General features: G+C 64.5%; 21 protein-coding genes, 1 other RNA gene and 2 pseudogenes. 16 read left to right on the top strand and 8 right to left on the bottom strand.

Annotated features, from left to right (window positions below; all coding sequences use genetic code 11):
* Positions 1–5 precede the first annotated feature (5 nt).
* On the bottom strand, positions 6–2,651 hold the full coding sequence (gene cphA, locus AC1EJR_RS25380) for a cyanophycin synthetase (RefSeq protein ID WP_092298374.1): 2,646 nt from the start codon (positions 2,649–2,651) through the stop codon (positions 6–8).
* A gap of 254 nt (positions 2,652–2,905) precedes the next feature.
* On the opposite strand from cphA, the gene AC1EJR_RS25375 reads away from it, so the two are divergent.
* The gene (locus AC1EJR_RS25375) at positions 2,906–5,206 is read left to right on the top strand and encodes a cyanophycin metabolism-associated ABC transporter (RefSeq protein ID WP_092298377.1); all 2,301 of its coding nucleotides are present in this window, start codon (positions 2,906–2,908) and stop codon (positions 5,204–5,206) included.
* A gap of 34 nt (positions 5,207–5,240) precedes the next feature.
* Positions 5,241–5,711: a cyanophycin metabolism-associated DUF1854 family protein gene (locus AC1EJR_RS25370; protein ID WP_092298380.1), complete on the top strand. Its 471-nt coding sequence runs from the start codon at positions 5,241–5,243 to the stop codon at positions 5,709–5,711.
* A 71-nt stretch (positions 5,712–5,782) separates the two neighbouring features.
* Here the strand turns inward: AC1EJR_RS25370 and AC1EJR_RS25365 are convergent, their stop codons facing one another.
* The gene (locus AC1EJR_RS25365) at positions 5,783–6,187 is read right to left on the bottom strand and encodes a hypothetical protein (protein WP_092298480.1); all 405 of its coding nucleotides are present in this window, start codon (positions 6,185–6,187) and stop codon (positions 5,783–5,785) included.
* A 141-nt stretch (positions 6,188–6,328) separates the two neighbouring features.
* On the opposite strand from AC1EJR_RS25365, the gene AC1EJR_RS25360 reads away from it, so the two are divergent.
* Complete coding sequence (locus AC1EJR_RS25360; RefSeq protein ID WP_092298383.1) at positions 6,329–6,697, top strand: hypothetical protein; 369 nt, start codon at positions 6,329–6,331, stop codon at positions 6,695–6,697.
* 40 nt (positions 6,698–6,737) lie between these two features.
* On the opposite strand, the pseudogene AC1EJR_RS25355 reads toward AC1EJR_RS25360, so the two are convergent.
* The 5 genes and pseudogenes from AC1EJR_RS25355 to ompA form a co-directional block, all read right to left on the bottom strand.
* Positions 6,738–7,898 (bottom strand): annotated as a pseudogene (locus AC1EJR_RS25355) (O-antigen polymerase); the annotation flags it as partial.
* Positions 7,899–8,176: 278 nt separating this feature from the next.
* Positions 8,177–8,537: a transfer-messenger RNA gene (ssrA, locus tag AC1EJR_RS25350) on the bottom strand.
* Positions 8,538–8,591: 54 nt separating this feature from the next.
* Positions 8,592–9,251 carry a phosphoglycolate phosphatase gene (gph, locus tag AC1EJR_RS25345; protein WP_092298386.1) on the bottom strand — a complete coding sequence of 220 codons (660 nt, stop codon included), beginning with the start codon at positions 9,249–9,251 and terminating at the stop codon, positions 8,592–8,594.
* A gap of 3 nt (positions 9,252–9,254) precedes the next feature.
* Complete coding sequence (gene ubiG, locus AC1EJR_RS25340) at positions 9,255–10,010, bottom strand: bifunctional 2-polyprenyl-6-hydroxyphenol methylase/3-demethylubiquinol 3-O-methyltransferase UbiG (protein WP_477113848.1); 756 nt, start codon at positions 10,008–10,010, stop codon at positions 9,255–9,257.
* Between the two features lie 135 nt (positions 10,011–10,145).
* Positions 10,146–10,802, bottom strand: coding sequence for an outer membrane protein OmpA (gene ompA / locus AC1EJR_RS25335; protein ID WP_477147743.1), 657 nt, complete (start codon positions 10,800–10,802; stop codon positions 10,146–10,148).
* Between the two features lie 446 nt (positions 10,803–11,248).
* On the opposite strand from ompA, the gene gyrA reads away from it, so the two are divergent.
* The 7 genes from gyrA to aroA all read left to right on the top strand — a co-directional run bounded on the left by gyrA (position 11,249) and on the right by aroA (position 20,591).
* Complete coding sequence (gene gyrA / locus AC1EJR_RS25330) at positions 11,249–14,008, top strand: DNA gyrase subunit A (RefSeq protein WP_477147742.1); 2,760 nt, start codon at positions 11,249–11,251, stop codon at positions 14,006–14,008.
* An 82-nt stretch (positions 14,009–14,090) separates the two neighbouring features.
* Positions 14,091–14,660 (top strand): DUF2059 domain-containing protein, encoded by a 570-nt coding sequence (locus AC1EJR_RS25325; RefSeq protein WP_092298398.1) that lies wholly within the window; start codon positions 14,091–14,093, stop codon positions 14,658–14,660.
* 116 nt (positions 14,661–14,776) lie between these two features.
* A complete protein-coding gene (gene serC / locus AC1EJR_RS25320) occupies positions 14,777–15,940 on the top strand; it encodes a 3-phosphoserine/phosphohydroxythreonine transaminase (protein WP_441591891.1) in 1,164 nt (387 codons plus the stop codon).
* A 60-nt stretch (positions 15,941–16,000) separates the two neighbouring features.
* Positions 16,001–17,149, top strand: coding sequence for a prephenate dehydratase (pheA, locus tag AC1EJR_RS25315; RefSeq protein WP_477110602.1), 1,149 nt, complete (start codon positions 16,001–16,003; stop codon positions 17,147–17,149).
* Between the two features lie 16 nt (positions 17,150–17,165).
* Entirely contained in the window at positions 17,166–18,311 is a 1,146-nt protein-coding gene (hisC, locus tag AC1EJR_RS25310) for a histidinol-phosphate transaminase (RefSeq protein ID WP_454756868.1), read from the top strand.
* 48 nt (positions 18,312–18,359) lie between these two features.
* On the top strand, positions 18,360–19,256 hold the full coding sequence (locus tag AC1EJR_RS25305) for a prephenate dehydrogenase (RefSeq protein ID WP_092298410.1): 897 nt from the start codon (positions 18,360–18,362) through the stop codon (positions 19,254–19,256).
* A 21-nt stretch (positions 19,257–19,277) separates the two neighbouring features.
* Positions 19,278–20,591 (top strand): 3-phosphoshikimate 1-carboxyvinyltransferase, encoded by a 1,314-nt coding sequence (aroA, locus tag AC1EJR_RS25300; RefSeq protein WP_441644533.1) that lies wholly within the window; start codon positions 19,278–19,280, stop codon positions 20,589–20,591.
* Positions 20,592–20,604: 13 nt separating this feature from the next.
* On the opposite strand, the gene AC1EJR_RS25295 is transcribed toward aroA, so the two are convergent.
* Entirely contained in the window at positions 20,605–20,835 is a 231-nt protein-coding gene (locus tag AC1EJR_RS25295; protein ID WP_092298416.1) for a DUF2061 domain-containing protein, read from the bottom strand.
* A 167-nt stretch (positions 20,836–21,002) separates the two neighbouring features.
* Between AC1EJR_RS25295 and cmk the strand changes: the two genes are divergently transcribed.
* From cmk to AC1EJR_RS25265, 6 genes and pseudogenes are all read left to right on the top strand, one after another.
* Positions 21,003–21,665: a (d)CMP kinase gene (gene cmk / locus AC1EJR_RS25290; RefSeq protein WP_092298419.1), complete on the top strand. Its 663-nt coding sequence runs from the start codon at positions 21,003–21,005 to the stop codon at positions 21,663–21,665.
* A 40-nt stretch (positions 21,666–21,705) separates the two neighbouring features.
* Positions 21,706–23,493: a 30S ribosomal protein S1 gene (gene rpsA / locus AC1EJR_RS25285; RefSeq protein ID WP_477147741.1), complete on the top strand. Its 1,788-nt coding sequence runs from the start codon at positions 21,706–21,708 to the stop codon at positions 23,491–23,493.
* 30 nt (positions 23,494–23,523) lie between these two features.
* Positions 23,524–23,949, top strand: coding sequence for an integration host factor subunit beta (locus tag AC1EJR_RS25280; RefSeq protein WP_477147740.1), 426 nt, complete (start codon positions 23,524–23,526; stop codon positions 23,947–23,949).
* Positions 23,950–24,160: 211 nt separating this feature from the next.
* A complete protein-coding gene (locus tag AC1EJR_RS25275; protein WP_092298428.1) occupies positions 24,161–24,484 on the top strand; it encodes a lipopolysaccharide assembly protein LapA domain-containing protein in 324 nt (107 codons plus the stop codon).
* A gap of 3 nt (positions 24,485–24,487) precedes the next feature.
* The gene (gene lapB, locus AC1EJR_RS25270; RefSeq protein ID WP_477147739.1) at positions 24,488–25,717 is read left to right on the top strand and encodes a lipopolysaccharide assembly protein LapB; all 1,230 of its coding nucleotides are present in this window, start codon (positions 24,488–24,490) and stop codon (positions 25,715–25,717) included.
* A gap of 38 nt (positions 25,718–25,755) precedes the next feature.
* Positions 25,756–25,911: pseudogene (locus tag AC1EJR_RS25265) on the top strand (UDP-glucose 6-dehydrogenase); the annotation flags it as partial.

The raw sequence follows: 25,911 nt of genomic DNA, 5'->3' as shown, positions 1-25,911 counted from the left end.
AGCCATCAGGCGCGGCGGCCGCTACGGCCGACCCACTGGTGTACCTGCTCGACAGTGCCCTCGGGCGAGCCCTCGTCGCACTGGATGACCAGCAGGTCGCCGGCCACCAGTTGCGAGAGCGCGGTCTCGATGGCGGCGCGGCGAGCGCCTTCGTCGATGATCTTGGTCACGCGGCGGCCTTCGTACAGCCCCTTCTTGACCAGCGCGCGGGCCTCGGCATCGGGCAGGTCGCGCTTCACGCTCTGGTCCTCGCAGAGGAACACGCGGTCGAACGCGGCACCGATGATCTTGCCGTGGCTGACGAGGTCCTCGTCCCGGCGCTGCACGCCGGCGCCGAACACCAGCATGCGGCGCTCGGCGGGGAAGCGGTCGAGCGCGGCGGCCAGCGCCGTCAGCGCGGGCGCGTTGTGCGCGTCATCGACGATCACCGTGGCGCCCTGGCGTTCGAACAGCGTGAAGCGGCCCGGCACGTCCACCTGGCCAACGTCGAACGTCACCACGCCGGCGCGGATCAGGTCGTTGGAAATGCCCAGCGCCCAGCCCGTGGCCACGGCCGCCAGCACGTTCTCGATCTGGAACGCCACGCGGCCCGCATAGGTCAGCGGAATGGCCGACACATCGGTCAGCGGCATCTCGCTCTGGCCGGTGGCCATCACGACCTTGCCTTCGCGTACGAACACCGCTCGCTTGCCCGCCGCCCGGTGCGCGGCAATCGCCGGCAGGTCGGCGGTGAGGCCGAAGAAGATCACATCGCCATCGCACAGCTCGGCCATCTCCACCAGCCGCGCATCGCCGGCGTTGAGCACCGCCACGCCGTTGTTGAGCACCACGTCCACCTGGGTGCGCAACACGTTGTACATGCGGTCCTCGTCCTCGACGTAGTAGTCGCCGAGGTGGTCCGGCTGGGCGAAGTTGGTCACCACGCCAACCTGGCAACGGTCGTACGGCAGGCCCTGCGACAGGATCATGCCGCTGTCGTTCTCGAACACGGCCGCTTCCACGGCGCGGTTCATCAGGATGCGATGGCCGGCTTCCCAGTTGGCGCGGTCGCCGGTCTCCACCTGGCGGCGGTCCAGGAACAGGCCGTCGCTGCAGGCCAGCCCGGTGTGCTTGCCCGAAAGTTGCAGCAGGCGCGCCACGAGCTTGGCCACCACGGTCTTGCCGTTGTTACCGGTGATGCCGACCACGGGGATGCGGCCGTCATCGGCGCTGCCATCCTTCGCGGCGGGGAACAGATGGTCGATGATGGCGGGGCCCACGGGGCGCGGCGTGCCGTCGGCCGGCTTGATGTGCATCAGCAGGCCCGGGCCGGCGTTCACCTCGACGATGGCGCCGCGCTGGTCGGCCAGCGGACGCGAGATGTCCTCGGCCACGAGGTCCACCCCGGCAATGTCCAGCCCCACCACGCGCGCGGCCAGCGCGGCATGCGCGGCCACGCTCGGGTGCACGCGGTCGGTCACGTCGAAGGCGACGTTGCCGTTGCGCTGGATCAGGATGGTCTTGCCGGCGGGTGCCACGGAATCGCCATCTACCAGGCCCTGGCGCTTCAGTTCCAGCCGTGCGGCGGAATCGAGCCGCACGCGGTTCAGCGGATGGTCCTCGGTGCTGCCCCGGCGCGGATCGGAGTTGATCTGCGAATCGATCAGTTCGTCGATGGTCGAGGTGCCGTCGCCCACGACGCTGGCCGTCTCGCCCATCGCCGCCGCCACGAGCCGGCCGCCCACCACCAGCAGGCGGTGTTCGTTGCCCGGCACGAAGCGCTCGACGATCACGCCGTTGCCTTCGTCGATGGCCACCGAGTAGGCGGTTTCCACTTCCTCGCGCGTCATCAGGTTGGTGAACACGCCGCGGCCATGGTTGCCGTCGTACGGCTTGACCACCACCGGCACGCCGATGCGCTCGGCGGCGTCCCAGGCGTCCTCGGGGCTCTCGACCATGCGGCCTTCCGGTACCGGCACGCCGCAGGATTCCAGCAGCGTCTTGGTCAGGTCCTTGTCGCGCGAGATCGATTCGCCGATGGCGCTGGTCCGGTCGGTCTCGGCGGTCCAGATGCGGCGCTGGCGCGCCCCGTAGCCAAGTTGAACCAGATTGCCGTCGGAGAGTCGGATGGAGGGGATGTCGCGGTCATCGGCGGCATCGACGATGCAGGCGGTGCTCGGGCCGAGGCAATGTTCGTCGACCAGGCGGCGCAGGTTGTCCACGGCGTCGGGTACGTCGAACGGGCGGTCCTCGATGGCGGCCATGACCAGATCACGGGCGGTGAACAGCGCGGCGCGCGTCACCTCCTCGTGCCAGGCCCGGACGATCACCTTGTAGACGCCCCGCACGGGGGTCTCGCGGGCCTTGCCGAAGCCGCCCGGCATGCCGGCCAGGTTCTGCAGTTCAAGCGTCACGTGCTCGAGGATGTGGCCGGGCCACGTCCCTTCCTTGAGCCGCTGCAGGAAGCCGCCGCGCTCGCCAATGCTGCAGCGATGCTCGATCAGCGACGGGAGCCAGGCCGACAGGCGCTCGTAGAACCCCGGGATCTTGTTGGAGGGGAAATCCTCCAGTTCGCCGATATCAACCCATGCCTCCAGCACTGGCCGATATGTCCACATATTCGGGCCGCGCAGCGACATGACATCGAAAATCTCAATGTCCTTCTTTTTCATTGATTTAGCTTGAGGCAGTGGGCGAATGCCCGAGAAATGGGAGCCTAACCTTTCAGTAACGTTTCAACGGCATCAGGGTTGACCCCTGAAGTCCGGAAGACGTTGTGCAGCGCACCAGGCGCCCCGTTTGTTTGCGTTATGTATACTTGCGGGCAAAATCGCGGGCCGCCAGCCGGCTTCCCGCCTAAATTGTTTCAAGTTATGTCCGTGTCTACCCTGTTGTGGACTCACCGCGGACGCATTTCGCGCCAATAATGACCCAATCCTCCCCGTCCGTCCCAATCCCCTCCGGCCCGCAAGGTCGTTGGGGCGCCGAGATCGGCACGAGCCTGCAGCCCGGTGAAACCGTGCTGGCTGGCCTTGACCTGGACCTGGACGCAAGGCTGCATTTTACCCAAGGGTGGCTGGTTGTGACCGACCGCCGGCTGATTGCCCGGGGGGGCGGTGAAAAAAACATCGTCGACTGGGAAATTACGCCTGCCTTGACGCTGACCCATGGCGACCACGCCGGGGTTGGCTCGCTGGAACTGGCCGACGGCCGCGCCCGGCTGGGGAGCTGGCGCTACACGCTTGGTTACAATCCCGACGCCCTGCGGCTGGCCGATCAGTTCGAAGCCCGCCGCGCGCTGCTCGCCACCGGCCAGGCCGCCGTGCCGGCCGACGACGATGTCTGCCCCACCTGCAAGGCCCCGCTGCCCCCCGGCGAGGACGTCTGCCCCCAGTGCAGCCGCGACCTCGAGACCCCGCCATCCACCTGGGCGCTGCTGCGCCTGTGGCGCTTCGCACGGCCCTACCAGTGGGAGCTGCTGGCCGGCTTCCTGCTGACCCTGCTCGGCACCGCCGCCACGCTGGTGCCGCCGTACCTGACCATGCCGCTGATGGACAAGGTGCTGATTCCGTACCAAAACGGCGTGCCGATCGACTATGAGCGCGTCAAGATGTACCTGGCCGGGCTGCTCGGCGCCGCGCTGGTGGCGTGGAGCCTGGGCTGGGCGCGGACGTATCTGCTGGCGCGTGTATCCGAGCGTATCGGCGCCGATCTGCGCACAACAACGTACGAACACCTGCTAAAACTGTCGCTCGAATATTTCGGTGGCAAGCGCACGGGCGACCTGATGGCCCGTATCGGCTCCGAAAGCGACCGCATCTGCGTCTTCCTGTCGCTCCACCTGCTCGATTTCGCAACCGATGTGCTGATGATCGTCATGACGGCCATCATCCTCATCTCGATCAATCCCTGGCTGGCGCTGGTGACGCTGGTGCCGCTGCCGTTCATCGCCTGGATGATCCACCTCGTGCGGGACCGCCTGCGTCACGGCTTTGAGAAGATCGACCGCATCTGGTCCGAGATCACCAATGTGCTGGCCGACACGATTCCCGGCATCCGCGTGGTCAAGGCCTTCGCCCAGGAAAAGCGCGAGGTCGACCGCTTTCGCGAGGCGAACAAGCACAATCTGGCCGTCAACGATCGCGTCAATGCCGTCTGGTCGCTGTTCACGCCTACGGTGACGCTGCTGACCGAAGTGGGCCTGCTGGTGGTCTGGATCTTCGGCATCTGGCAGGTCAGCCACGACGCCATCACGGTCGGCGTGCTGGTCGCCTTCCTGACCTATATCAGCCGTTTCTACACGCGGCTGGATTCGATGAGCCGGATCGTGTCGGTCACGCAGAAGGCTGCCGCCGGCGCCAAGCGGATCTTCGACATCCTGGACCATGTGTCGAGCGTGCCCGAGCCGCAGCGCCCGGTGCATCTCGATAAGGTGGAGGGCGCCATCGAACTGCGCGACCTCGGCTTCCGCTACGGCAACCGCGCGGTGATCCGCGGCCTGAACCTGTCGATCCGGCCGGGCGAGATGATCGGGCTGGTCGGCCACAGCGGCTCGGGCAAGAGCACGCTTGTCAATCTGATCTGCCGCTTCTACGATGTGTCCGAAGGCGCGATCCGCGTGGATGGCATCGACATCCGCTCGCTGCCGGTGTCGGAGTTCCGCCGCCATATCGGACTGGTACTACAAGAGCCGTTCCTGTTCTTCGGCACGATTGCCGACAACATCGCCTACGGCAAGCCCGACGCCACGCGCGAAGAAATCGTCGCCGCAGCGCGGGCCGCGCATGCGCACGAGTTCATCCTGCGCCTGCCGCACGGCTATGACTCGCTGGTAGGGGAGCGCGGGCAAGCGCTGTCCGGCGGGGAGCGCCAGCGCATCTCCATCGCACGCGCGCTGCTGATCAATCCGCGCATCCTGATCATGGACGAGGCCACGTCGTCGGTGGACACCACCACGGAGAAGGAGATCCAGAAGGCGCTGGATAACCTCGTGCAGGGACGTACGACCATTGCGATCGCGCACCGGTTGTCCACGCTGCGGAAGGCCGATCGCCTCGTGGTGATGGATCGCGGACAGATTGTCGAAGTCGGCAATCACGACGAACTGCTCGCGCGCGAAGGCGCCTACTACAAGCTCTACCAGGCGCAGGCGCGCAATGTCGATGCCGATGCAGACCTGCCCAGCGCGGGCGAACGCCTCGATACGGAGGCCGTCAATGCGCAGTGATTCTTCAGGTGATTCGATTTCTCGGCAAACCGCTATGCAGACGCCCGATTACACGTTGTCCCGCAACCCGTTCGGCAAGCTCGTTCTGACGACGGCCGACGGCACGGCGCACGAGGGCGTGGTGCCTGTGCGCGCCTTCCCGATTGCCGCGCCCGACGACGGTGTCGGCTTGATCAGTACCGATGGCCGCGAATTGGCGTGGATTCCGCGCCTCGATACCCTGCCGGCGCCGATGCGTGCCCTGATCGAGTCCGAACTGGCCGCGCGCGAGTTCATGCCGGAAATTCGTAGCATTGTGGGTGTGTCCACCTATGCCACGCCGAGCGTCTGGACGGTGCGGACGGATCGTGGCCAGACCGACCTCGTGCTGCGCGGCGAAGAGGACATTCGTCGACTGACCGGCAGCACGCTGCTGATCTCCGACAACCACGGCATTCATTACCTGATTCGCGACCTGTCCGCGCTCGACAAACCCAGCCGCAAAATACTCGATCGCTTTCTTTGATTTATAGTCTTGTTCGCGCAAGCAAAAACGGCACGCCCTCGGGCGTGCCGTTTCAATTTCCGAGGTTGGATTTAGTGCAGCATGGACGGCATATCGTCGTCTTCGTCATCCCAGTCTTCATGCATGATGGGAGACTCCGGCGCCATATCCCACACCATGGAATGGAAACGCGGCGTGAACCATTCGCGGAACATGGCCAGGGACATATTCTCGGGCCACATGGAATCATCAAACCATTCGCCCAACATGAATTCGAAGAACGCCTGCCAGCGCTTTTCCACCCAGCGCATAGCAGTCTCCGGGGAATCCGCCACTTCCGACGGCAACAGAAAGACGCTGGCGTCGTCGCGGACGTCCTCGAGCGACAGGCCCGGCACGGGCTCCGGGTCGACGGCCTTGATCCAGTCCAGGAACGGCTGCTCGGGCAGCAGCATGACCATGGAGCGGTTGAGGGTGAAGCGGGGGTGGTCGGTCATGGAGTTGGGCAGGAAGAGGCGGGCGTCCATTGTAGCCCCGTGCGGCCAAGGGACCCATGCGTTATCTCGTGTCCTGGAGGAAGGCTTCAGGAAAATGGCAAATCTGCCGATATCCATGGGATCTGGCATTGGAGATTGGCAATGAGCCTCACATTCCAAGCGCCCGGTGAGGCGGTCGCCCAGACGGCGACGGAGCGCTTTGCCGAGGCGGAGAAGCACGAAGACCGGCAAGTGCGCTGGGCTGCGCAGGCGGCCATCGCGCTGGATTCCGGCGATATGTACCTGGTAGGCCTGGTGCTGTTCAAGGCCATCCAGGAGTACGGCATGGAAGCGTTTGCCGACCTCAGCGGGCAGGCCCCGGGCCGCCTGCAGCGGCTGTGGATGCCGGGCGTGTTGGTATCAGTGAACGAGGCCTCCCAACTGTTCGGCCTGCTTGGCGTGCACGTAGCGCTGGACCGCTTCTATGCCGCGCGCCTGGCAGCGAGCCAGCCGGCGGAATCGGTGCACTGAGCGGCTTTGTCGCCGTGAGCCTGACGAAGAGCATGTACCAGAAAAATACCTGCACCCAGGTGGATAACAGCGTCGCGTACATATCCTGGAAAAACTGCATGACCAGTGGGAACAGGGTCGCCGAATAAATAAAAACCCAAGGCCCGCCGCGGTTGCGCATCAGGCGGAACAAGGTGAAGTGCAGTGCCGCCGAGGCCACAGCGAATCCCACCACGCCCGCCGCCCCAAAATCGCGAAAATACGGATCCAGGACCGTGAATACGTTTACGCGATCCGGCACGTGCACATAATCACGTATCAGCGGCAGTGATTCGAATTCGATCCCTGCCAGCTTGGTAAGCAAAATCTGGAAAAATCGCAGCGAATAACCGCCCAGCGCCAGCGGTTCCGTGTTGCCGTCAGCCACCACGGCCATCGCCATCGTTGGTGACAGCACGTAGACTTTCAGCATCTTCAGGATGCTCTCCGCGTTAGCCGTCAGCGTGGCATGGTGATCCAATCCCTTGCGCGTGAGCAGCGCCACGACAATGAACGAAGCGAGCAACATGACGCTCAGGATGACGGCGCCGCGTAGCTTGAGCTTGCCCGTGGAGATCAGCGGGAAAGCCAGGAAGCAGAACATCATCAGAAAGAACGTCCTGCCCGTGCAGAGGAATGCCATGGCAACCGCGGAGCCGACGCTGACGATCAAGTCCAACACGCCCTTTCGCGTTGCCACAAACTGCACCAGACGAATCGACGCCACGACGAAAGCCAGCGGGACGAAATAGGCCAGCAGACCGTATCCGCCGGCTCCCTCCTCGATCAAGGCGGTGCGTAGCGCGATATAGCCAGTTCTGGATAAGATGCTGCCTCCGGCCAGTTGCGTTGCTTTCAGATAGAGCAGGGGCACCACTGCCAGGACCGCCCACTGCGCCCATGCCAGGCAGTAAATGCGGTAGTCCATTTCCACGCTCGCGGGGGCGCAGCGCTTGCCCCGTGTTGCGGCGACCGCGAACGCGAGATACACGCAAAGCATGGTCGCCAACAACTGCCAGATGTATGGGGATGTGGGAGAGAAGCTCCCGCGTGTTGCCATCAGCCCGACTGTGATGCACAGCCACAAGCTGAAGAAAATGCTGAATGGATTACCTGGCCCGAGCTTGCCGGCAACCGAAATGGCAAGACCGATCAACGCGAGCAAGGCACAAATGGCGAGCATGTCGTTGTTGTGGACGCTGGTTGGCGGGCAGATTCAAAGATAGTGCACGCTGCGTGGCCATGCATGCGGCGCCTGACAAGCGAGCGAATGGCTCCGCCAGCTTCGCTCGTTGCCGAAGCGTCTGAAGGCCATTCCATGGGGACATTTTCGGCTGATATAGCCGGATGGGGTATAGGTCGCGGTCCTACAGCGACGCGTCGTTGCGGCAACAAAAAACCCGCGAAGCAGAGTGCTGTCGCGGGTTTTTCGCCTTCCGAATACAACGACGGACTAAATACTGGTGGAGCCGGCGGGAATCGAACCCGCGTCCGCAAGCCCTCCACAGAGAGTTCTACATACTTAGTTCTGTCATTTGTTTTAACCGCCGCATCGCGGACGAACACGCTCTACGACGGCGAGTCACTAGGTTTTCGTCCTCGGGCCCGTGACACTCCCGAAGCTTATCTGACGTAAATGACCTCGCCAGTTCTTGCGAACCCTAGCCCGTCAGCGAGCCAGTGCGAGGACGGCTAGCCCTTAGGCAGCCAGTGCGTAACGTTCGTCGTTAGCAGTTATTACATTCCCATTGATTAACGAGGTGACGGGTCCTCGGTATGCCCTCCACTGCTTCGCAACCCACGTCGAAACCAGGTCGGCCCCAGTGTGAAGATGTAGGAGACGGATTGTACTCGCTTTGGCTGCCTGCCGGGGGCTTCAGTTCCCGAACAGCGCCAGCAACTCGGCCGGGTGACGGATCAGGTAGTCCGCGCCCCAGGCTTCGGGCGGCTCGCCGTCGCCACAGTAGCCGTACGCGGCGGTCACCGTGGCCATGCCGGCCGCTTTGCCGGCCTGGATGTCGCGCAGGTCGTCACCCACATACAGGCAGCGTGCCGGTGCCACGCCGCTGACCTCGGCTGCATGCAGCAGCGGGGCGGGGTGGGGTTTGGCATGCGCGGTGGTGTCGCCGCTGACCACAGCCGAGGCGCGCGGCGCAAGGCCGATCGCGGCCACCAGCGGCACCGTGAAGCGGGCGATCTTGTTGGTCACGATGCCCCAGCGGATGCCGGCGGCTTCCAGCCGGGCCAGCACCTCGTCCATGCCGTCGAACAGGCGGGTGTGCACCGCGATGTCGGCCTCGTAGTAGTCGAGGAAGGTATCGCGCAGGGCGGGGAAGTCGGGGTCCTCGGGCGACTTGCCGAACGCCGCGCCGATCAGGCCGCGCGCGCCGTGCGAAGCCACCGGGCGCAACTTCTCATAGGCCACGGGCGGCAGGCCGCGCTCCACCACGAGCCGGTTGGCGGCTGCGGCGAGGTCAGGGGCTGTGTCGGCGAGCGTGCCGTCGAGATCGAAAAATACCGCGTCGAAGGTGCGCATGATTCAGTCCGCCGCCTTCGGCGCCGTCTTGCGGAAGGCCATCATGTAGTTGACGCCCGTGTCATGGCCGAGCGAGTACGTCTGCGACAACGGGTTGTAGGTCATGCCGCGCATCTCGATCAGGTCCAGCCCGGCCTGGCGCGCGAAGCGGGCCATTTCCGATGGCGTGATGAACTTCTCGTAGTCGTGGGTGCCGCGCGGCAGCATGTTCAGCACGTATTCGGCGCCGACGATGGCCAGCAGGTAGGCCTTGAGGTTGCGGTTGATCGTCGAGAAGAAGACGTAGCCGCCCGGGCGGACCAGTGTCGTGCAGGCGCGCACGATGGAGGCGGGGTCGGGCACGTGCTCGAGCATTTCCATGCAAGTCACCACGTCCACGCTGCCGGGGATGCGCGCGGCGAGGTCCTCGACGGCGACTTCCTCGTAGGTGACCGGCACGCCGGACTCCAGGCTATGCAGGTCCGCTACCTTGAGTGCCTTGGTAGACAGATCGATGCCGCGCACGGTGGCGCCAAGGCGCGCCATGCTTTCGGACAGGATGCCGCCTCCGCACCCAACGTCGATCACCTGTTTGCCGGGCAGGCGCGCGATGCCGTCGATCCAGCCCAGGCGCAGCGGGTTCAGGTCGTGGAGCGGCTTGAACTCGCTGTTCGGGTCCCACCAGCGGTGGGCCAGCTCGCTGAACTTGTCGATCTCTTTCGGATCGGCGTTGCGACCGGTGGGGCTGCCAGCGGGGGAAAGGGTGGAGGTTTGCGACATCGTCAAAGGAGTGAGGTCCCRGGCGCACGGCCCGAAACCTGAGTGCGGAGAGAAGCGTCCGGCAACTGTACCAAAAATAGCGGGCAAAAAAAAAGCCCAGCTTGCGCTGGGCTTTCTTCATCGGAGAGGATCCGATTAACGTGCGCTGCGGGTGCCGACCACTTCGACTTCCACGCGACGGTTCGGCTGCTGGCAGGCGATCTGTGCCGTGCGGTTGCCCTTGCACGACTTCGGATCCACCTTCAGCTGGCGCTTGCCCTTGCCTTCGGTGTACACGCGGTTGGCTTCCACGCCCTTGCTCACCAGGTAAGCCTTGACGGATTCAGCACGACGGATCGACAGGCGATCGTTGTACTTGTCCGAACCGAACGCGTCGGTGTGGCCCACGGCGATGATCACTTCGAGGGTGATGCCTTGCAGCTTCGAGACCAGGTMGTCCAGCTTGGCCTTGCCTTCGGGCTTCAGAACAGCCTTGTCGAAGTCGAACAGGGTGTCAGCTGCGAAAGTGACCTTCTCGCTCGACACAACCGGAGGAGCCACCGGGGTCGGTGCCTGGGCCGKAGCAGCAGCCGGAGCCAGTGCGCCATCGCACAGGGCATTGGCCGTTGCCGGGGTCCAGGAGCTGTCGCGCCAGCAGAGCTCGTTCGTGCCATTCTTCCACACGTACTCGCTCGTACCGTTGCCCCAGTTGTCGTTCACAGCCTTCTTTTCATAGGGGACGGACTGGGCTTGAGCGGATGCAGCCATTACTGCGGTAGCTGCAACGAGCGCGAGCTTGGCAAATTTTTTCATATTTCTCCTCTCAGGATGAGATCACCGCAGGGTTACTGCGAGCAAATGGACGAAAACAAGTCATACATTCTTCGGAGTATAACATTCTCGATGTGGTGGATGCTCCACTTCGAACAATGTCTGGCTCTTCGCTGGGGAATTGTGCCACAAGGCTCGTTTCCTAAGAAGTAAATATATTCGATTCAACCCTGGGGTTTTAGCCCTGTGGTGTTTGTGCAACATCGCTCTTGCGGCGCCCGCAAACCCTTGTCCCGTATGGCTTGCGGGCGGTAGGCGCGGCGCTCCGGAGGGCGCTGGCGGGCCTGTTTCCGGGCCGTCCGGCKGGCGTCGGGAAGGGGTGGCGCGCGTGGTAGAATGCCATGTTGCCCGTCCTGGACAGGCGCCCCCGCCGGCGCCCCGGGACCAGGGTCTCATTCGCTAAAACCCGCCGCATAAACCAAGCCGCAATGGATCAATTCGCCAAAGAAACGCTTCCGGTTTCCCTGGAAGAGGAAATGCGCCGCTCATACCTGGATTACGCGATGAGCGTTATCGTCGGGCGTGCGCTTCCCGACGTCCGGGATGGCCTGAAACCAGTACATCGGCGCGTGCTCTTTGCGATGCATGAGCTGAATAACGACTGGAACCGGGCCTATAAGAAATCGGCCCGTATTGTCGGTGATGTGATCGGTAAGTATCACCCGCACGGCGACACCGCMGTTTATGACACGATCGTCCGCATGGCGCAGCATTTCTCGCTGCGCTACATGCTGGTGGACGGGCAGGGCAACTTCGGCTCGGTCGATGGGGATAACGCGGCAGCCATGCGTTATACCGAAATCCGCCTGTCGAAAATTGCGCATGAAATGCTCCACGATATCGACAAGGAAACTGTCGATTTCGAGCCGAACTACGACGGTTCGGAAAAAGAACCGGGTATTTTGCCGGCGCGTATTCCGAATTTGCTGATCAATGGCTCGTCGGGTATTGCGGTKGGCATGGCCACCAATATTCCGCCGCATAACCTCAATGAGGTGGTCGACGCCTGCCTGCATCTGCTGCGCAATCCCGACGCCACGGTGGATGACCTGATCGAACTGGTGCCAGCGCCCGATTTTCCGACGGCCGGCATTATCTACGGCATCCAGGGCGTGCGCGAAGGCTATCGCACGGGCCGGGGCCGCATCATCATGCGCGCCCGGACGCACTTCGAGGACATCGACCGCGGCCAGCGCCAGGCGATCATCGTCGACGAACTGCCGTACCAGGTGAACAAGCGGACGCTTCTCGAGCGCATCGCCGAGCTGGTGACCGAGAAGAAGGTCGAGGGCATTTCCGACATCCGCGACGAGTCCGACAAGTCGGGCATGCGCGTGGTGGTCGAACTGAAGCGCAACGAAGTGCCCGAGGTTGTCCTGAACAACCTATATAAGAACACCCAGCTGCAGGACACCTTCGGCATGAACATGGTGGCGCTGGTCGACGGCCAGCCGCGCCTGCTGAACCTGCGCCAGATGCTGGACGCGTTCCTGTCGCACCGGCGCGAGGTGGTCACCCGCCGCACCGTGTTCGAGCTGCGCAAGGCGCGGGAGCGCGGTCACGTGCTGGAAGGCCTGGCCGTGGCGCTGGCGAACATCGACGAGTTCATCGCGATCATCAAGGCCGCGCCGACGCCGCCGATCGCCAAGCAGGAGCTGATGGCCAAGTCGTGGGATTCGGCACTCGTGCGCGACATGCTCGCGCGTGCCGAAAGCGACACTGCCGGCGGCCGTGCCTCGTATCGTCCGGATGGCCTGCCCGCCCTGTTCGGCATGCAGCCGGACGGCCTGTACCGCCTCTCCGACGGCCAGGCGCAGGAAATCCTGCAAATGCGCCTGCAACGCCTCACGGGCCTGGAGCAGGACAAGATCGTCCAGGAATACCGTGAAGTGATGGCGGTGATCGCGGACCTGCTGGACATCCTGGCGCGTCCGGAACGTATTACGACCATCATCACCGACGAACTCGGTGCCATCCGCGCCGAATTTGGCGACGAGCGCCGTTCCACCATCGAACTGAACGCGACCGAACTCGACACCGAGGATCTGATCACGCCGCAGGACATGGTGGTCACGCTCTCGCACAGCGGCTATATGAAGAGCCAGCCGATTTCCGAATACCGCGCGCAGAAACGTGGCGGGCGCGGCAAGCTGGCGACGGCCACCAAGGAAGACGACTGGATCGACACGCTGTTCGTGGCCAACACGCACGATTACATCCTGTGCTTCTCGAACCGCGGCCGGCTGTACTGGCTCAAGGTGTACGAGGTGCCGCAGGGGTCGCGCAACTCGCGTGGCCGTCCGATCGTTAACATGTTCCCGCTGGCCGATGGCGAGAAGATCAATGTGATCCTGCCGGTGCGCCAGTTCGACGCCGAGCACTTCATCTTCATGGCCACCGCACGCGGCACGGTCAAGAAGACCGCGCTGACCGAGTTCTCGAACCCGCGCAAGGCCGGCATCATCGCCGTGGACCTGGACGAGGGCGATTTCCTGATCGGCGCCGCCGTGACCGACGGCCAGCATGACGTGATGCTGTTCTCGGACGCCGGCAAGGCCGTGCGCTTCGACGAAAACGACGTGCGTCCGATGGGCCGTCAGGCCCGCGGCGTCCGCGGCATGAACCTCGAGGAAAGCCAGGCGGTCATCGCCATGCTGGTGGCGCCGGCAGAAACTGCGGTGGCTGAATCGACGGATTCTGCCGAATCGGCGGAAGCGACCGAAGGCAGTGCGGGTTCCGAGACCGCCGTCGCGGCGGTGGGCAGCGTGCTGACCGCCACCGAGAACGGCTACGGCAAGCGCACGCCGATCTCGGAATACACTCGACATGGCCGCGGCACCAAGGGCATGATTGCGATCCAGACCAGCGAGCGCAATGGCCGCGTGGTGGCTGCCGCGCTGGTATCTCCCGAGGACGAGATCATGCTGATCACGACCGGCGGCGTGCTGATCCGCACCCGTGTGGCCGAGATCCGCGAGATGGGCCGCGCCACGCAGGGCGTGACCCTGATCAACGTGGACGAGGGCACCAAGCTGTCGGGCCTGCAACGGATTGTCGAGACCGATGCCGATAATGGCGCCGGGATCGAGGGTGCCGAGGATGCGGACGCCGATGTGGTGGAAGGGGCCGCTGGCACCGCCGGGGTCGAAGGCGCCGACKGCGCAACCGACGCGGACGCGAATTCGTAATTTGTTGCAACAACAGGACGCCGGCCGGAACTCGCCAGACGGCCGTGCGGACTAAATCGGACATATTTTCCAGGGAGTCATAATGCTCAAAACCTATCGACGTATTGCTGTTCTGGCTGCTTTTGTCCCGACGATGATGGTGGCCCAGGCCGCCCACGCTCAGGCGCAGGATGCCGACAAGACCGCCGCCATCAAGGAACTGCTCTCCGTCATGCAGGCCGACCAGGCCGTGAAGGGCCAGGCCGACAACTGGCAGAACGGCGCCAAGCAGGAAGCGCCGCTGGTCCTCGAGCAAGTCCTCGTGGAAAACAAGACGCTGAACGACAAGCAGAAGCAGGCCGCTGTCGACAAGCTGAAGAAGAACGGCGCGGTGCAGCGCATGGTGGATGGCGCCGGTACGGCGTTCAACACCGACGGTTTCCGCCAGGACGCCATCAAGGCCCACTACGACGCGTTCGGCAAGTATTACAGCACGCAGGAAATCAAGGACCTGACCACGTTCCTGAAGTCGCCGACCGGCCAGAAGTTCATGGCCAACCAGGGCAAGGCGACCCAGGAAATCTGGGGTTCGATGATGCAGAAGTACGGCCCGCAGGTTGGCAAGTCGATGCGTGACTCGGCCGAGAAGGAAATCGCCGCCGCTTCGAAGTAAGTGATCCGCAAGGAATCGACGGCCGATCCGGCCGCCGAGCCGCTGCCCTAGCGGCGCGCGTTTGAGGGATAATGGCTGCCTGGTTCAAACCGGCAGCCATTTTTCCTTCTTCCTCCATGAACGATCCCCAGAATCCCGCCCTCGCTGGCCTGCAACGCAATGTGGCCGAGCGCGTGTTCAATTTCTCGCCCGGTCCGGCCGCACTGCCGACCGAAGTCCTGCAGCAGGCGGCCGAGGAAATGCTGTCGTGGCGCGGCACCGGCGTGTCGGTCATGGAGATGAGCCACCGCAGCCGCGAGTTCGAGGGGATCCACAACGAAGCCCTCGCCGATCTGCGAGAACTGCTCCATGTGCCGAAGAACTTCCGCATCCTCTTCCTGCAGGGCGGGGCGATTGGCGAGAATGGCATCGTGCCGCTGAACCTGGCCAGCCGCGTCAATGCGGCCAAGCCGAAGACCGATTTCGTCGTGACCGGCACGTGGTCGGTCAAGACCGAGCAGGAAGCGCGCCGCTATGGCGAGGTCAATATCGCGGCCTCAAGCGCGGATCGTAAATTTACGAAAATTCCGGATGTCGCCAGTTGGAAGCTGTCCGACGACGCGGCCTATGTGCACCTGTGCACGAACGAGACCATCGTCGGCGTGGAGTTCCAGGAGATTCCCGACATCGGCCAGACCGGCACGCACGACAAGGGCCGCATCGTGGTGGCCGACGCGTCCAGCCATATCCTGTCGCGCCCGATCGACTGGTCGCGCGTGCAGGTGGTGTACGGCGGGGCGCAGAAGAACATCGGCCCGGCCGGCGTGACCATCGTCATCGTGCGCGAGGACCTGATCGGCTTCGCGCACCCGCTGTGCCCGTCGGCGTTCAACTGGCGCCAGGTGGCCGAGCATGATTCGATGTACAACACGCCGCCCACCTATGCGATCTATATCGCCGGGCTCGTGTTCAAGTGGCTCAAGGCCCAGGGCGGCGTGGCCGGCATCGAGCAGCGCAATATCGCCAAGGCGCAGGCGCTGTACCGCTTCCTGGACCAGAGCGACTTTTACCGTAACGAGATTGACCCCAGCTGCCGCTCGCGCATGAACGTACCGTTCTTCCTGCGCGACGAATCGCGCAACGAAGCGTTCCTGACCCAGGCGCGCGCGAATGGCCTGGTACAGCTCAAGGGCCACAAGTCCGTGGGCGGCATGCGCGCCAGCATCTACAACGCCATGCCTCTGGAAGGCGTGACCGCGCTGATCGATTTCATGCGCGAATTCGAGCGTACCGCCGCCTGACGGCGGATTTGCACCGATTCTTCCCGGCCGCCGCCCCGGCGCGGCCCACCAGGCTTTGACATGACTAGCGAAGACAAGCGCGTGAGCAACGACGCGCCGCCCACAGGGAACCCCGGTCCCAGCGCCCAGGAGCAGGCGCTGTCCGCCGACCTCGCGCCGCTGCGCGGCGAGATCGACGCGGTGGACAGCGAACTGCTGGCGCTGCTGAACCGCCGCGCCCAGCTCGCCCTCGACGTGGGCGAGGTCAAGAAGAAGTACGGCGCGCCCGTGTTTCGTCCCGAACGTGAACTGCAGGTCATCCGCAAGGTGCAGGGCGCCAACCCGGGCCCGCTGCTGGGCGAGAGCGTGGCGTCGATCTGGCGCGAGGTGATGTCTGCCTGCCGTGGGCTGGAAAAGCCGCTTGAGATTGCGTTCCTCGGCCCGGCCGGCACGTTCTCCGAGCAGGCGCTGTACGCGCATTTCGGCCACGAAGTGAGCGGCGTGCCGTGCCCGAGCATCGACGAGGTGTTCCGCGCCGTGGAAGCCGGCACCGTCGAATATGGCGTGGTGCCCGTGGAGAACTCGACCGAAGGCGCGGTGTCGCGCACGCTCGACCTGTTCCTGCAGACCTCGCTAAAGATCAGCGGTGAGATTGCGCTCAAGGTCCATCACAACCTGATGGCCTCCACGCCGGACATGAAGGGCGTGACCGTGGTTCGCGCGCACGCCCAGGCGCTGGCGCAGTGCCAGCACTGGCTCACGGCCAACTATCCGCACCTGGAGCGCCAGGCGGTCTCGAGCAATGCCGAAGCTGCACGCATGGCGAGCGAAGACCCCACCGTGGCGGCCATCGCCGGCGAGTCGGCGGCCAACCGTTACCACCTGCATCTGGTGCGCACGCATATCCAGGACGATCCGCATAACCGCACGCGCTTTGCCGTGATTGGCCGTTATGAGACCGAGCCCTCGGGCAGCGATCAGACGTCTCTCATCCTGTCGGTGCCGAACAAGGCCGGTGCGGTGTACCAGTTGCTGGCGCCGCTGGCCGAGAACGGCGTGTCGATGTGCCGGTTCGAATCGCGTCCCGCGCGCAGTGGCGCGTGGGAGTACTACTTCTATGTGGACGTGGAAGGCCACCAGCACGAGGCCGCCGTGGCGCGCGCCCTGGAGGAACTGAAGCGCAATGCCGCGTACTTCAAGGTGCTCGGCTCATACCCGTCCAGCAAGTAAGCATCAAGGAGCAAACATGGCAGAACCAGGTAGCGCCGCCGACGACGCGCAGAATGCCGCCCACTATTTCGGGCCGTCCTATGTGAGAAAGATCTCGCCATACATCGCCGGCAAGCCAATTGCCGAGGTGGCGCGCGAGTTCGGGCTGGATGAGGCGCGCATCGTCAAGCTGGCCTCGAACGAGAACCCGCTCGGCATGCCGGCCTCCGCCAAGTCCGCAATTGCGGTGGCGATGGACGAACTGGGTCGCTATCCGGACAGCAACGGTTTCGAGCTGAAGGCGAAGCTTTCGGCGAAATACGATGTCCCGGCCGAATGGCTGACCCTCGGCAACGGCAGCAACGACATCCTGGAACTGGCCGCCCACGCGCTGGTGCGGCCGGGCGAGTCGATCGTCTATGCCGAATACTCGTTTGCCGTMTATGCGCTCGCCTCGCAGGAAGTGGGCGCGCGCGCTATCGAGGTGAAGGCGCGCGACTACGGCCACGACCTCGGCGCGATGGCTGCGGCGATTGCGCCCGACACGCGCCTGGTCTTCATCGCCAATCCGAACAACCCGACCGGCACGTTCATTCCGGCGGCCGAGATCGAGGCGTTTCTGGCGAAAGTGCCATCCAATGTGGTGGTCGTGCTGGACGAGGCCTATAACGAATATCTCGATGCGGACCAGCAGTACGAGTCCGTGGCGTGGGTGCGCAAGTATCCGAACCTGATGGTTTCGCGCACGTTCTCGAAGGCCTATGGCCTGGCCGGGCTGCGCGTGGGCTACGGCGTTGCCCAGCCGCCGCTGACCGACCTGCTGAACCGCGTGCGCCAGCCGTTCAACGTGAACAGCCTGGCCCAGGCTGCCGCCGTGGCGGCGCTGGGCGATGCCGATTTCCTTGGCCGCAGCGCCACGCTGAACCGCGAAGGCAAGGCCCAGCTGGTGGCGGCGTTCGACCGGCTTGGCCTAGAGCACGTGAAGTCCTCCGGCAATTTCGTCATGGTCCGTGTGGGCACCGACGATGGTGCCGGCGCGCGGGTGAATCTGGCGCTGCTGAAGCAGGGTGTGATCGTGCGGCCGGTGGCCAACTACGGCCTGCCGCAGTGGCTGCGCGTGACGATCGGCCTGCCCGAGGAGAACGCCGCGTTTATCGCCGCGCTCGAGCAGGCCTTGCAGTGATGAAGATGTCCGATTTTAAGTTTTCTGCCACGCAGGTGGCCTGATACCGTGAGCGCTCTGCATTTTTCCCGGGTTGTGATTGTCGGCGTGGGCCTGATTGGCGGCTCGCTGGCGCTGTCGCTGAAGCGCGCAGGCGTGGTGGGCACCGTGGTGGGCGTGGGCCGTTCGGCGGCCTCGCTCGAAAAGGCCAAGACGCTGGGCGTGATCGACGAGATTGCCTCGCTCGAAGACGCCGCGCGTGGCGCCAGCCTGATCGTGCTGTGCGCGCCGGTCGCCCAGACCTTCGCGCTGTTGCACGCGCTGGAGCCGCACCTGCAGCCGGGCACGATCGTGACCGACGCGGGCAGCACCAAGTCCGACGTGATCATGGCCGCCAAGACCGCCCTCGGCGACAAGGCTGCCCAGTTCGTCCCCGCCCACCCGATTGCCGGCCGCGAGCTGAGCGGCGTGGAGGCGGCGCTGAACGACCTCTACCTCGGCAAGAAGGTGGTGCTGTGCCCGTTGCAGGAGAACGCGCGGACTGACGTGGCCGCCGTGCGCGCGATGTGGGAATGCACCGGCGCCGATTGTCATGTGATGTCCGCGGTACAGCACGACGCCGTGTTCGCGGCGGTGAGCCACCTGCCGCACCTGCTGGCCTTCGCGCTGGTCGCCCAATTGGTCAATGCCGAGGATGCCGCGCTGAAACTCGATTTCGCAGGCGGTGGGTTCCGCGACTTCACGCGCATCGCGGGCTCCTCGCCCGAGATGTGGCGCGACATCTGCATCGCCAACAAGGAGGCGTTGCTGCGCGAGATCGACACCTATGAGAAGGTGCTCGCGCACCTGAAGACCCAGATCAAGGATGGCGATGGCGAGGGCCTGGAGCGCGTGTTCACGCGGGCCAGCGGCGCCCGCCTGAAGTGGGGCACCGCGCGCGCGGCTGCCACCAACGTCGAACCCTGAAGCGCGGAAGCCGCCCACATCATGGAACATCTGACCCTCGGCCCCCTGACGCGTGCTTCCGGCACGGTGCGGCTGCCCGGCTCGAAAAGCATCTCCAACCGCGTGCTGCTGCTGGCGGCGCTTGCCACCGGCCAGACGCGCGTGCGCGACCTGCTMGATTCCGACGACACCCGCGTCATGCTCGACGCCCTCAAGGTGCTCGGTGTGACCTGGCAGCGCGATGGTGGCGACTGCATCGTCACCGGCGCAGGTAGCAACTTTCCGAATAAATCGGCCGATCTGTTCATGGGCAACGCCGGCACGGCGATCCGTCCGCTGACCGCAGCGCTGGCCCTGCAGGGCGGCACGTACCGGCTCTCCGGCGTGCCGCGCATGCACGAACGGCCCATCGGCGATCTGGTCGATGGCCTGCGGCAGGTGGGGGCGTCCGTCGATTACCTCGGCACGGAAGGCTACCCGCCGCTCCAGATCAATCCGGCGCAGATCCGCATCGACGCGCCGATCCGTGTGCGCGGCGACGTATCGAGCCAGTTCCTGACCGCGCTGCTGATGACGCTGCCGATGGCCAGCGCGCCGTCCGGCCGCATCGAGATCGAGGTGGTCGGCGAGCTGATTTCGAAGCCGTATATCGAGATCACGCTGAACCTGCTCGCGCGCTTCGGCATCGACGTGGAGCGGCAGGGCTGGGAGCGCTTCATCCTGCCGGCGGGCGCGCAGTACCGCTCGCCGGGCGAGATCTATGTGGAAGGCGACGCCTCCACGGCATCGTATTTTCTTGCAGCCGGCGCGATCGGCGGCGGTCCGGTGCGCGTGGAAGGCGTGGGCCTGTCCAGCATCCAGGGCGACGTGCGCTTCGCCGATGCGCTGAACCGGATGGGCGCCAACGTCATGGCCGGCGACAACTGGGTCGAGGTGCGCGGCACCGAGCGCGACGACGGCCGGCTGAACGGCATCGAACTCGACTGCAACCACATTCCCGATGCCGCGATGACGCTGGCCGTGGCCGCCCTGTTCGCGGAAGGCACCACCACGCTGACCAATATCGCCAGCTGGCGGGTCAAGGAAACGGACCGGATTGCGGCGATGGCCACCGAACTGCGCAAGCTCGGCGCTACGGTGGAAGAGGGCGCCGACTACCTGCGTGTGACGCCGCCGCCCTCTGCGGCCGACTGGCGCACGCCAGCCGACGGCATCGGCACCTATGATGATCACCGCATGGCGATGTGCTTTTCGCTGGCGGCTTTCGGCCCGCTGCCGGTACGGATCAACGATCCCGGCTGCGTGGCCAAGACATTCCCGGAGTACTTCTCGGTGTTTGCCGGGGTGGCGCGGTAAGCGGTCACTCCGGTCAAATAGTGGCCGTGGCGTGCACCCCGTGTCCGGCGTGCGCGCTGGCGGCGCCGGACGCACTGCGTTCGCGCCGTTCCCAGTATTTATCGAAGAAGTAGTGGGCCACGGTATTCACGGCCGGCTCGATGAAGGTGATGGCACCGCTGATGGCCAGATTGCCAGTCAGCGCATAGGTCACGCTGAAGGCGATGCCCAGGTGCATGATGCCGAAAGTCAGGGTCTTGGCCATGATAGATTGCCTCGCATTCTTGGATTTGGCTCGGGATTCGGGATGGCTCGCCCGGGCTGTTCTGTGGGGACGGGTGGCGGGGAGGCCGCCCGTGCGAGCCATGGAACCAATGATAATGATTCTTAATTGATTTACAAAATCAATAGTTTTTAGCGCGCTAATAACCAATGACTATGATCGACGTCATCACCATTGATGGCCCCACGGCGTCCGGCAAGGGCACCGTGGCGCACAAGGTGGCCGACGCCCTTGGCTTTCACCTGCTCGACAGCGGTGCCCTCTACCGGCTCGTGGCGCTGGCGAGCGACCGCGCGGACGTGGACCTGCAGGACGTGTCCACTCTGGCAAAGATGGCGGCCCGCCTCGATGTGAAGTTCGGCCCGGACCGGGTCTGGCTGTCCGGCGAGGAGGTGAGCCAGGCCATCCGCGCCGAAGCCATCGGCAACCGCGCCTCGGCCATCGCCGTGCACCAGCCCGTGCGTGATGCGTTGACGGCACTCCAGCGCGGCTTCCGCAAGCTGCCCGGCCTCGTGGCCGACGGCCGCGACATGGGCACGGTGATCTTTCCCGAGGCCCGCCTCAAGGTCTTCCTGACCGCAAGTGTCGAGGCACGCGCCCGCAGGCGCTATAAACAATTGATTGATAAGGGAATTTCTGCTAATATCGAAGACCTTTTGCGTGACCTTGAGGCGCGCGACGCGCGGGATCGTTCCCGTGCCGCCGCCCCGCTGCGTCCCGCCGAAGACGCGCAACGGCTCGATACCTCCGACATGTCGGTAGATGAGGCCGTGGCGCAGGTGCTGGAGTGGTACACCGCCGTACGGCGTTGAACCGGTCTGGCGCCAACTGGAGCCTTGCCCCGGATGACCGGTGCAAGGCGTTCATCAACTAACCCCGCTGCGATGGCAGACTGAGCGCGATTGTCGCGCCGGCCAGCGTACTGCGGACTGCTCACACACGTTTATGTCCGACCTGCAAACTAACGAATCCTTTGCCGCACTGTTCGAGGAATCCGTCGCCCGCTCCAATATGAAGGCTGGCGAAGTGATCTCCGCTGAAGTCGTGCGCATCGACCACAACTTCGTGGTCGTCAACGCCGGCCTCAAGTCCGAGGCATTTGTGCCGGTGGAGGAGTTCCTGAACGACCAGGGCGAACTCGAAGTGCAGGCCGGCGACTATGTCTCCGTGGCCATCGATGCGCTCGAGAACGGCTATGGCGACACGATTCTGTCCCGCGACAAGGCCAAGCGCCTGGCATCGTGGCTGAACCTCGAGAAGGCGCTGGAAGACGGCGAAATCATCTCGGGTACCGTGACCGGCAAGGTCAAGGGCGGCCTGACCGTGATGGTCAATGGCATCCGTGCCTTCCTGCCCGGTTCGCTCGTCGACGTGCGTCCGATCAAGGACACCACGCCGTACGAAGGCAAGACCCTCGAATTCAAGGTTATCAAGCTCGACCGCAAGCGTAACAACGTTGTGCTGTCGCGCCGTGCCGTGGTGGAAGCCACGCTGGGCGAAGAGCGCCAGAAATTGATGGAGACGCTGAAGGAAGGCGCCATCGTCAACGGTATCGTCAAGAACATCACCGACTACGGCGCGTTCGTGGACCTGGGTGGCATCGACGGCCTGCTGCACATCACCGACCTGGCATGGCGTCGCGTGCGTCATCCGAGCGAAGTGCTGTCGGTTGGCCAGGAAATCACCGCCAAGATCCTCAAGTTCGACCAGGAAAAGAACCGCGTCTCGCTGGGCGTGAAGCAACTGGGCGAAGATCCGTGGGTGGGCATTTCGCGTCGCTACCCGCAAGGCACCCGCCTGTTCGGCAAGGTGACCAACCTGACCGACTACGGCGCGTTGGTCGAGATCGAAGCCGGCATCGAAGGCCTGGTCCACGTGTCCGAAATGGACTGGACCAACAAGAACGTGGCCCCGTCGAAGGTTGTCCAGCTGGGCGACGAAGTGGAAGTCATGGTTCTGGATATCGACGAAGACAAGCGTCGTATCAGCCTGGGCATGAAGCAGTGCAAGGCCAATCCGTGGGACGATTTCAGCCGCAACCACAAGAAGGGCGACAAGCTGACGGGCCAGATCAAGTCGATCACCGACTTCGGCGTGTTCATCGGCCTGCCCGGTGGCATCGACGGCCTGGTGCACCTGTCCGACCTGTCCTGGCAAGAAACCGGCGAAGAGGCCGTGCGCAAGTACAAGAAGGGCGACGAAGTGGAAGCCGTGGTTCTGGGCATCGACGTCGACAAGGAACGCATCTCGCTGGGTATCAAGCAGCTGTCGGGCGACCCGTTCAACAACTTCATCTCGGCCAACGACAAGGGTTCGCTGGTCAACGGCGTGATCAAGGCCGTTGATGCCAAGGGCGCCGTGGTGCAGCTGGCTGACGACGTGGAAGGCTACCTGCGCGCCTCGGAAATCTCCGCGGACCGCGTGGAAGATGCCCGCAACGTGCTGAAGGAAGGCGAGCAGATCACGGCCCTGGTGGTGAACGTGGACCGCAAGTCGCGCAACATCAACCTGTCGATCAAGGCCAAGGACAACGTGGAACAGCAGGAAGCCATGCAAAAGTTCCAGGCTGACACCGGCACGGCTGGCACGACCAACCTCGGCGCACTGCTGAAGGCCAAGCTCGGCCAGGACAACCAGTAATCGTCAGCGCCCGCGCCCGCGAGACCGCCCATGACCAAGTCCGAGCTCGTCGAAAAACTGGCTGCCCGTTTCCCGCAGTTGTTGCTGCGGGATGCGGACATCTCGGTGAAAACGATTCTCGACGCGATGTCCGAAGCCCTGGCCGATGGCCATCGCATCGAGATTCGCGGCTTCGGCAGCTTTGGTTTGAATCGGCGGMCTCCGCGCGTGGGCCGCAACCCCAAGTCCGGCGAACGTGTGCTGGTGCCCGAAAAACGGGTGCCGCACTTCAAGGCGGGCAAGGAGTTGCGCGAACGCGTGGACCGTAGCCCGGGGCCGTCGCATAACGGCCAGACCGTGCATCACGGCAATGGCTCGCATGGCGATCACGCCGCGCAGGCCATGTCCGGCGCGCAGGTATCGGCTCCGGCCGGCACGCTGCACGAGGATGGCCAGCTCAACCTGGTTCGGTCCTGACGCGAACGCGGTGACAATCTGGAAGTCTGTTGGAAAGCGCTCCCTCGGGAGCGCTTTTTTGTTTGGGGCGCCACGGTGCGCGGCGCGACCAAACGTTACCGTTTGCCTGAAGTGATTCCGCTACAATGCCGGGAACCCGTCGCCGGGAGCCATGGCGCACATTACGCGCGTCCATGCTTTCGTTGTCCTGAGTCCCGATGGCCGTCACCGCATGAAACTCATCGCCTGGATTTTCCGCATCGTCCTGTTCGCCCTGCTGTTCGTCCTGGCATTGCGCAACACCGAGGATGCGTCCCTGCAGCTGTTCCTTGGCGCCGTGTGGCATGCGCCGCTGATCCTGATCCTGCTGGCCGCGTTCGGGCTGGGTATCGTCGCGGCGCTGGCCGCGGTGGCGCCGGCGCTGATGCGTCAGCGGATGGAGGCCACGCGGCTGCGCCGCGCGCTGGCCCAGGCGCGCGTGCCGATGCCGGCGGACACCGTGCCGCCCGAGGCCAAGCCCGGCGTTCCCTATAACGTAGTCGGCCCGAAAGTCTGACCCATGATGTTTGAAACCTGGTGGCTGCTGGTACTGCCGCTTGTCTTTGGCCTTGGCTGGGTGGCGGCGCGGTTCGACCTGCGCCAGTTGATCAGCGAGCAGGGCGCGCTGCCGCGCTCGTATTTCAAGGGCCTCAATTTCCTGCTCAACGAGCAACCGGACCAGGCCATCGACGCCTTCGTCGAAGTGGCCCGGCTCGACCCCGAAACCACCKAACTCCACTTCGCGCTGGGCGCGCTGTTCCGCCGCCGTGGCGAGACCGAACGCGCGATCCGCGTTCATCAGAACCTGGCCACGCGTCCGGACCTGCCCGAGCCCGAGCGCGAGCACGCGCTCTATGAACTGGGCCAGGACTTCCTGCGCGCCGGGCTGCTCGACCGCGCCGAGGAGTCGCTGCGCCGGCTGATGTCGGGCCCGTACGCGGCGTCGGCCAAGCGTGTGCTGTTGGAACTGTACGAAGTCGAGAAGGAATGGCAGAAGGCCATCGACGCCGCGCGCGAGCTGCAGACGCTTGAGCAGAAAGACTACAGCATCCAGATCGCCCAATTCTGCTGCGAACTGGCGCAGGACGCGCTCCAGAAGAAGCGGCCCGAGGACGCCGTGGCGTGGCTGCGCCGCGCGAGCGAGGAGAACCCGGCCAACGTGCGCGCGCCGATCCTGCTTGGCGACGTAGCGATGGCTAGCGGCGACGCCCGCGCCGCGCTGGGCCACTGGCTCGGCATTGAGACGCAGGATGCGGCCTACCTGCCGCTGGTGGCCGACCGCGTGGTCAAGGCCTACGGCACGCTCGGCGAACAGGGCCAGGCCATCGACTGGCTGCGCGGGCTGCTCAAGGGGAACCTCGCGCCGGAACTGCTCGATACCGCCTATCGCACCGAACTGGACGTGAACGGCCCGGAGGCGGCCGCCGCGCTGATGCGCGAGCAACTGCGCCGCCAACCCACGCTGCTGGCGCTGACCCGCTACTTCGAGGCGCAGGCCGCCGAGATGCAGGCCGTGGAAACCGCTGCTGCCGAAGGCGATGCCGTGGCCACGGCTGGCGGCGAAGCCGTCGCGCAGGACCAGACGTCAGAGGTGGTCGCCATCCGCGACCTGCTGCAAGTGCGCACGCGCAACCTCGCCCGCTACACCTGCCGCGAATGCGGCTTCCGCGCCCGGCTGTTCTACTGGCAGTGCCCCGGCTGCAATCGCTGGGAAACCTATGCCCCACGCCGCTCCGAAGCGCTTGGCTGATCGCAGTCTTTTGTTGAGCCCCTCCCTGTCCTGGAGCTTCTGCTATGAAAGTCACAATTATCGGTAGCGGCTATGTCGGCCTGGTCACCGGCGCCTGTCTGGCGGAACTCGGCAATTCGGTGTTCTGTCTCGATGTGGACGAACGCAAGATCGCCATGCTCAACGCGGGCGGCGTGCCGATCTATGAGCCGCCG

The organism is Cupriavidus sp. 05T42, assembly GCF_056396345.1.
This window is presented reverse-complemented; position numbering and strand designations above follow the sequence as displayed.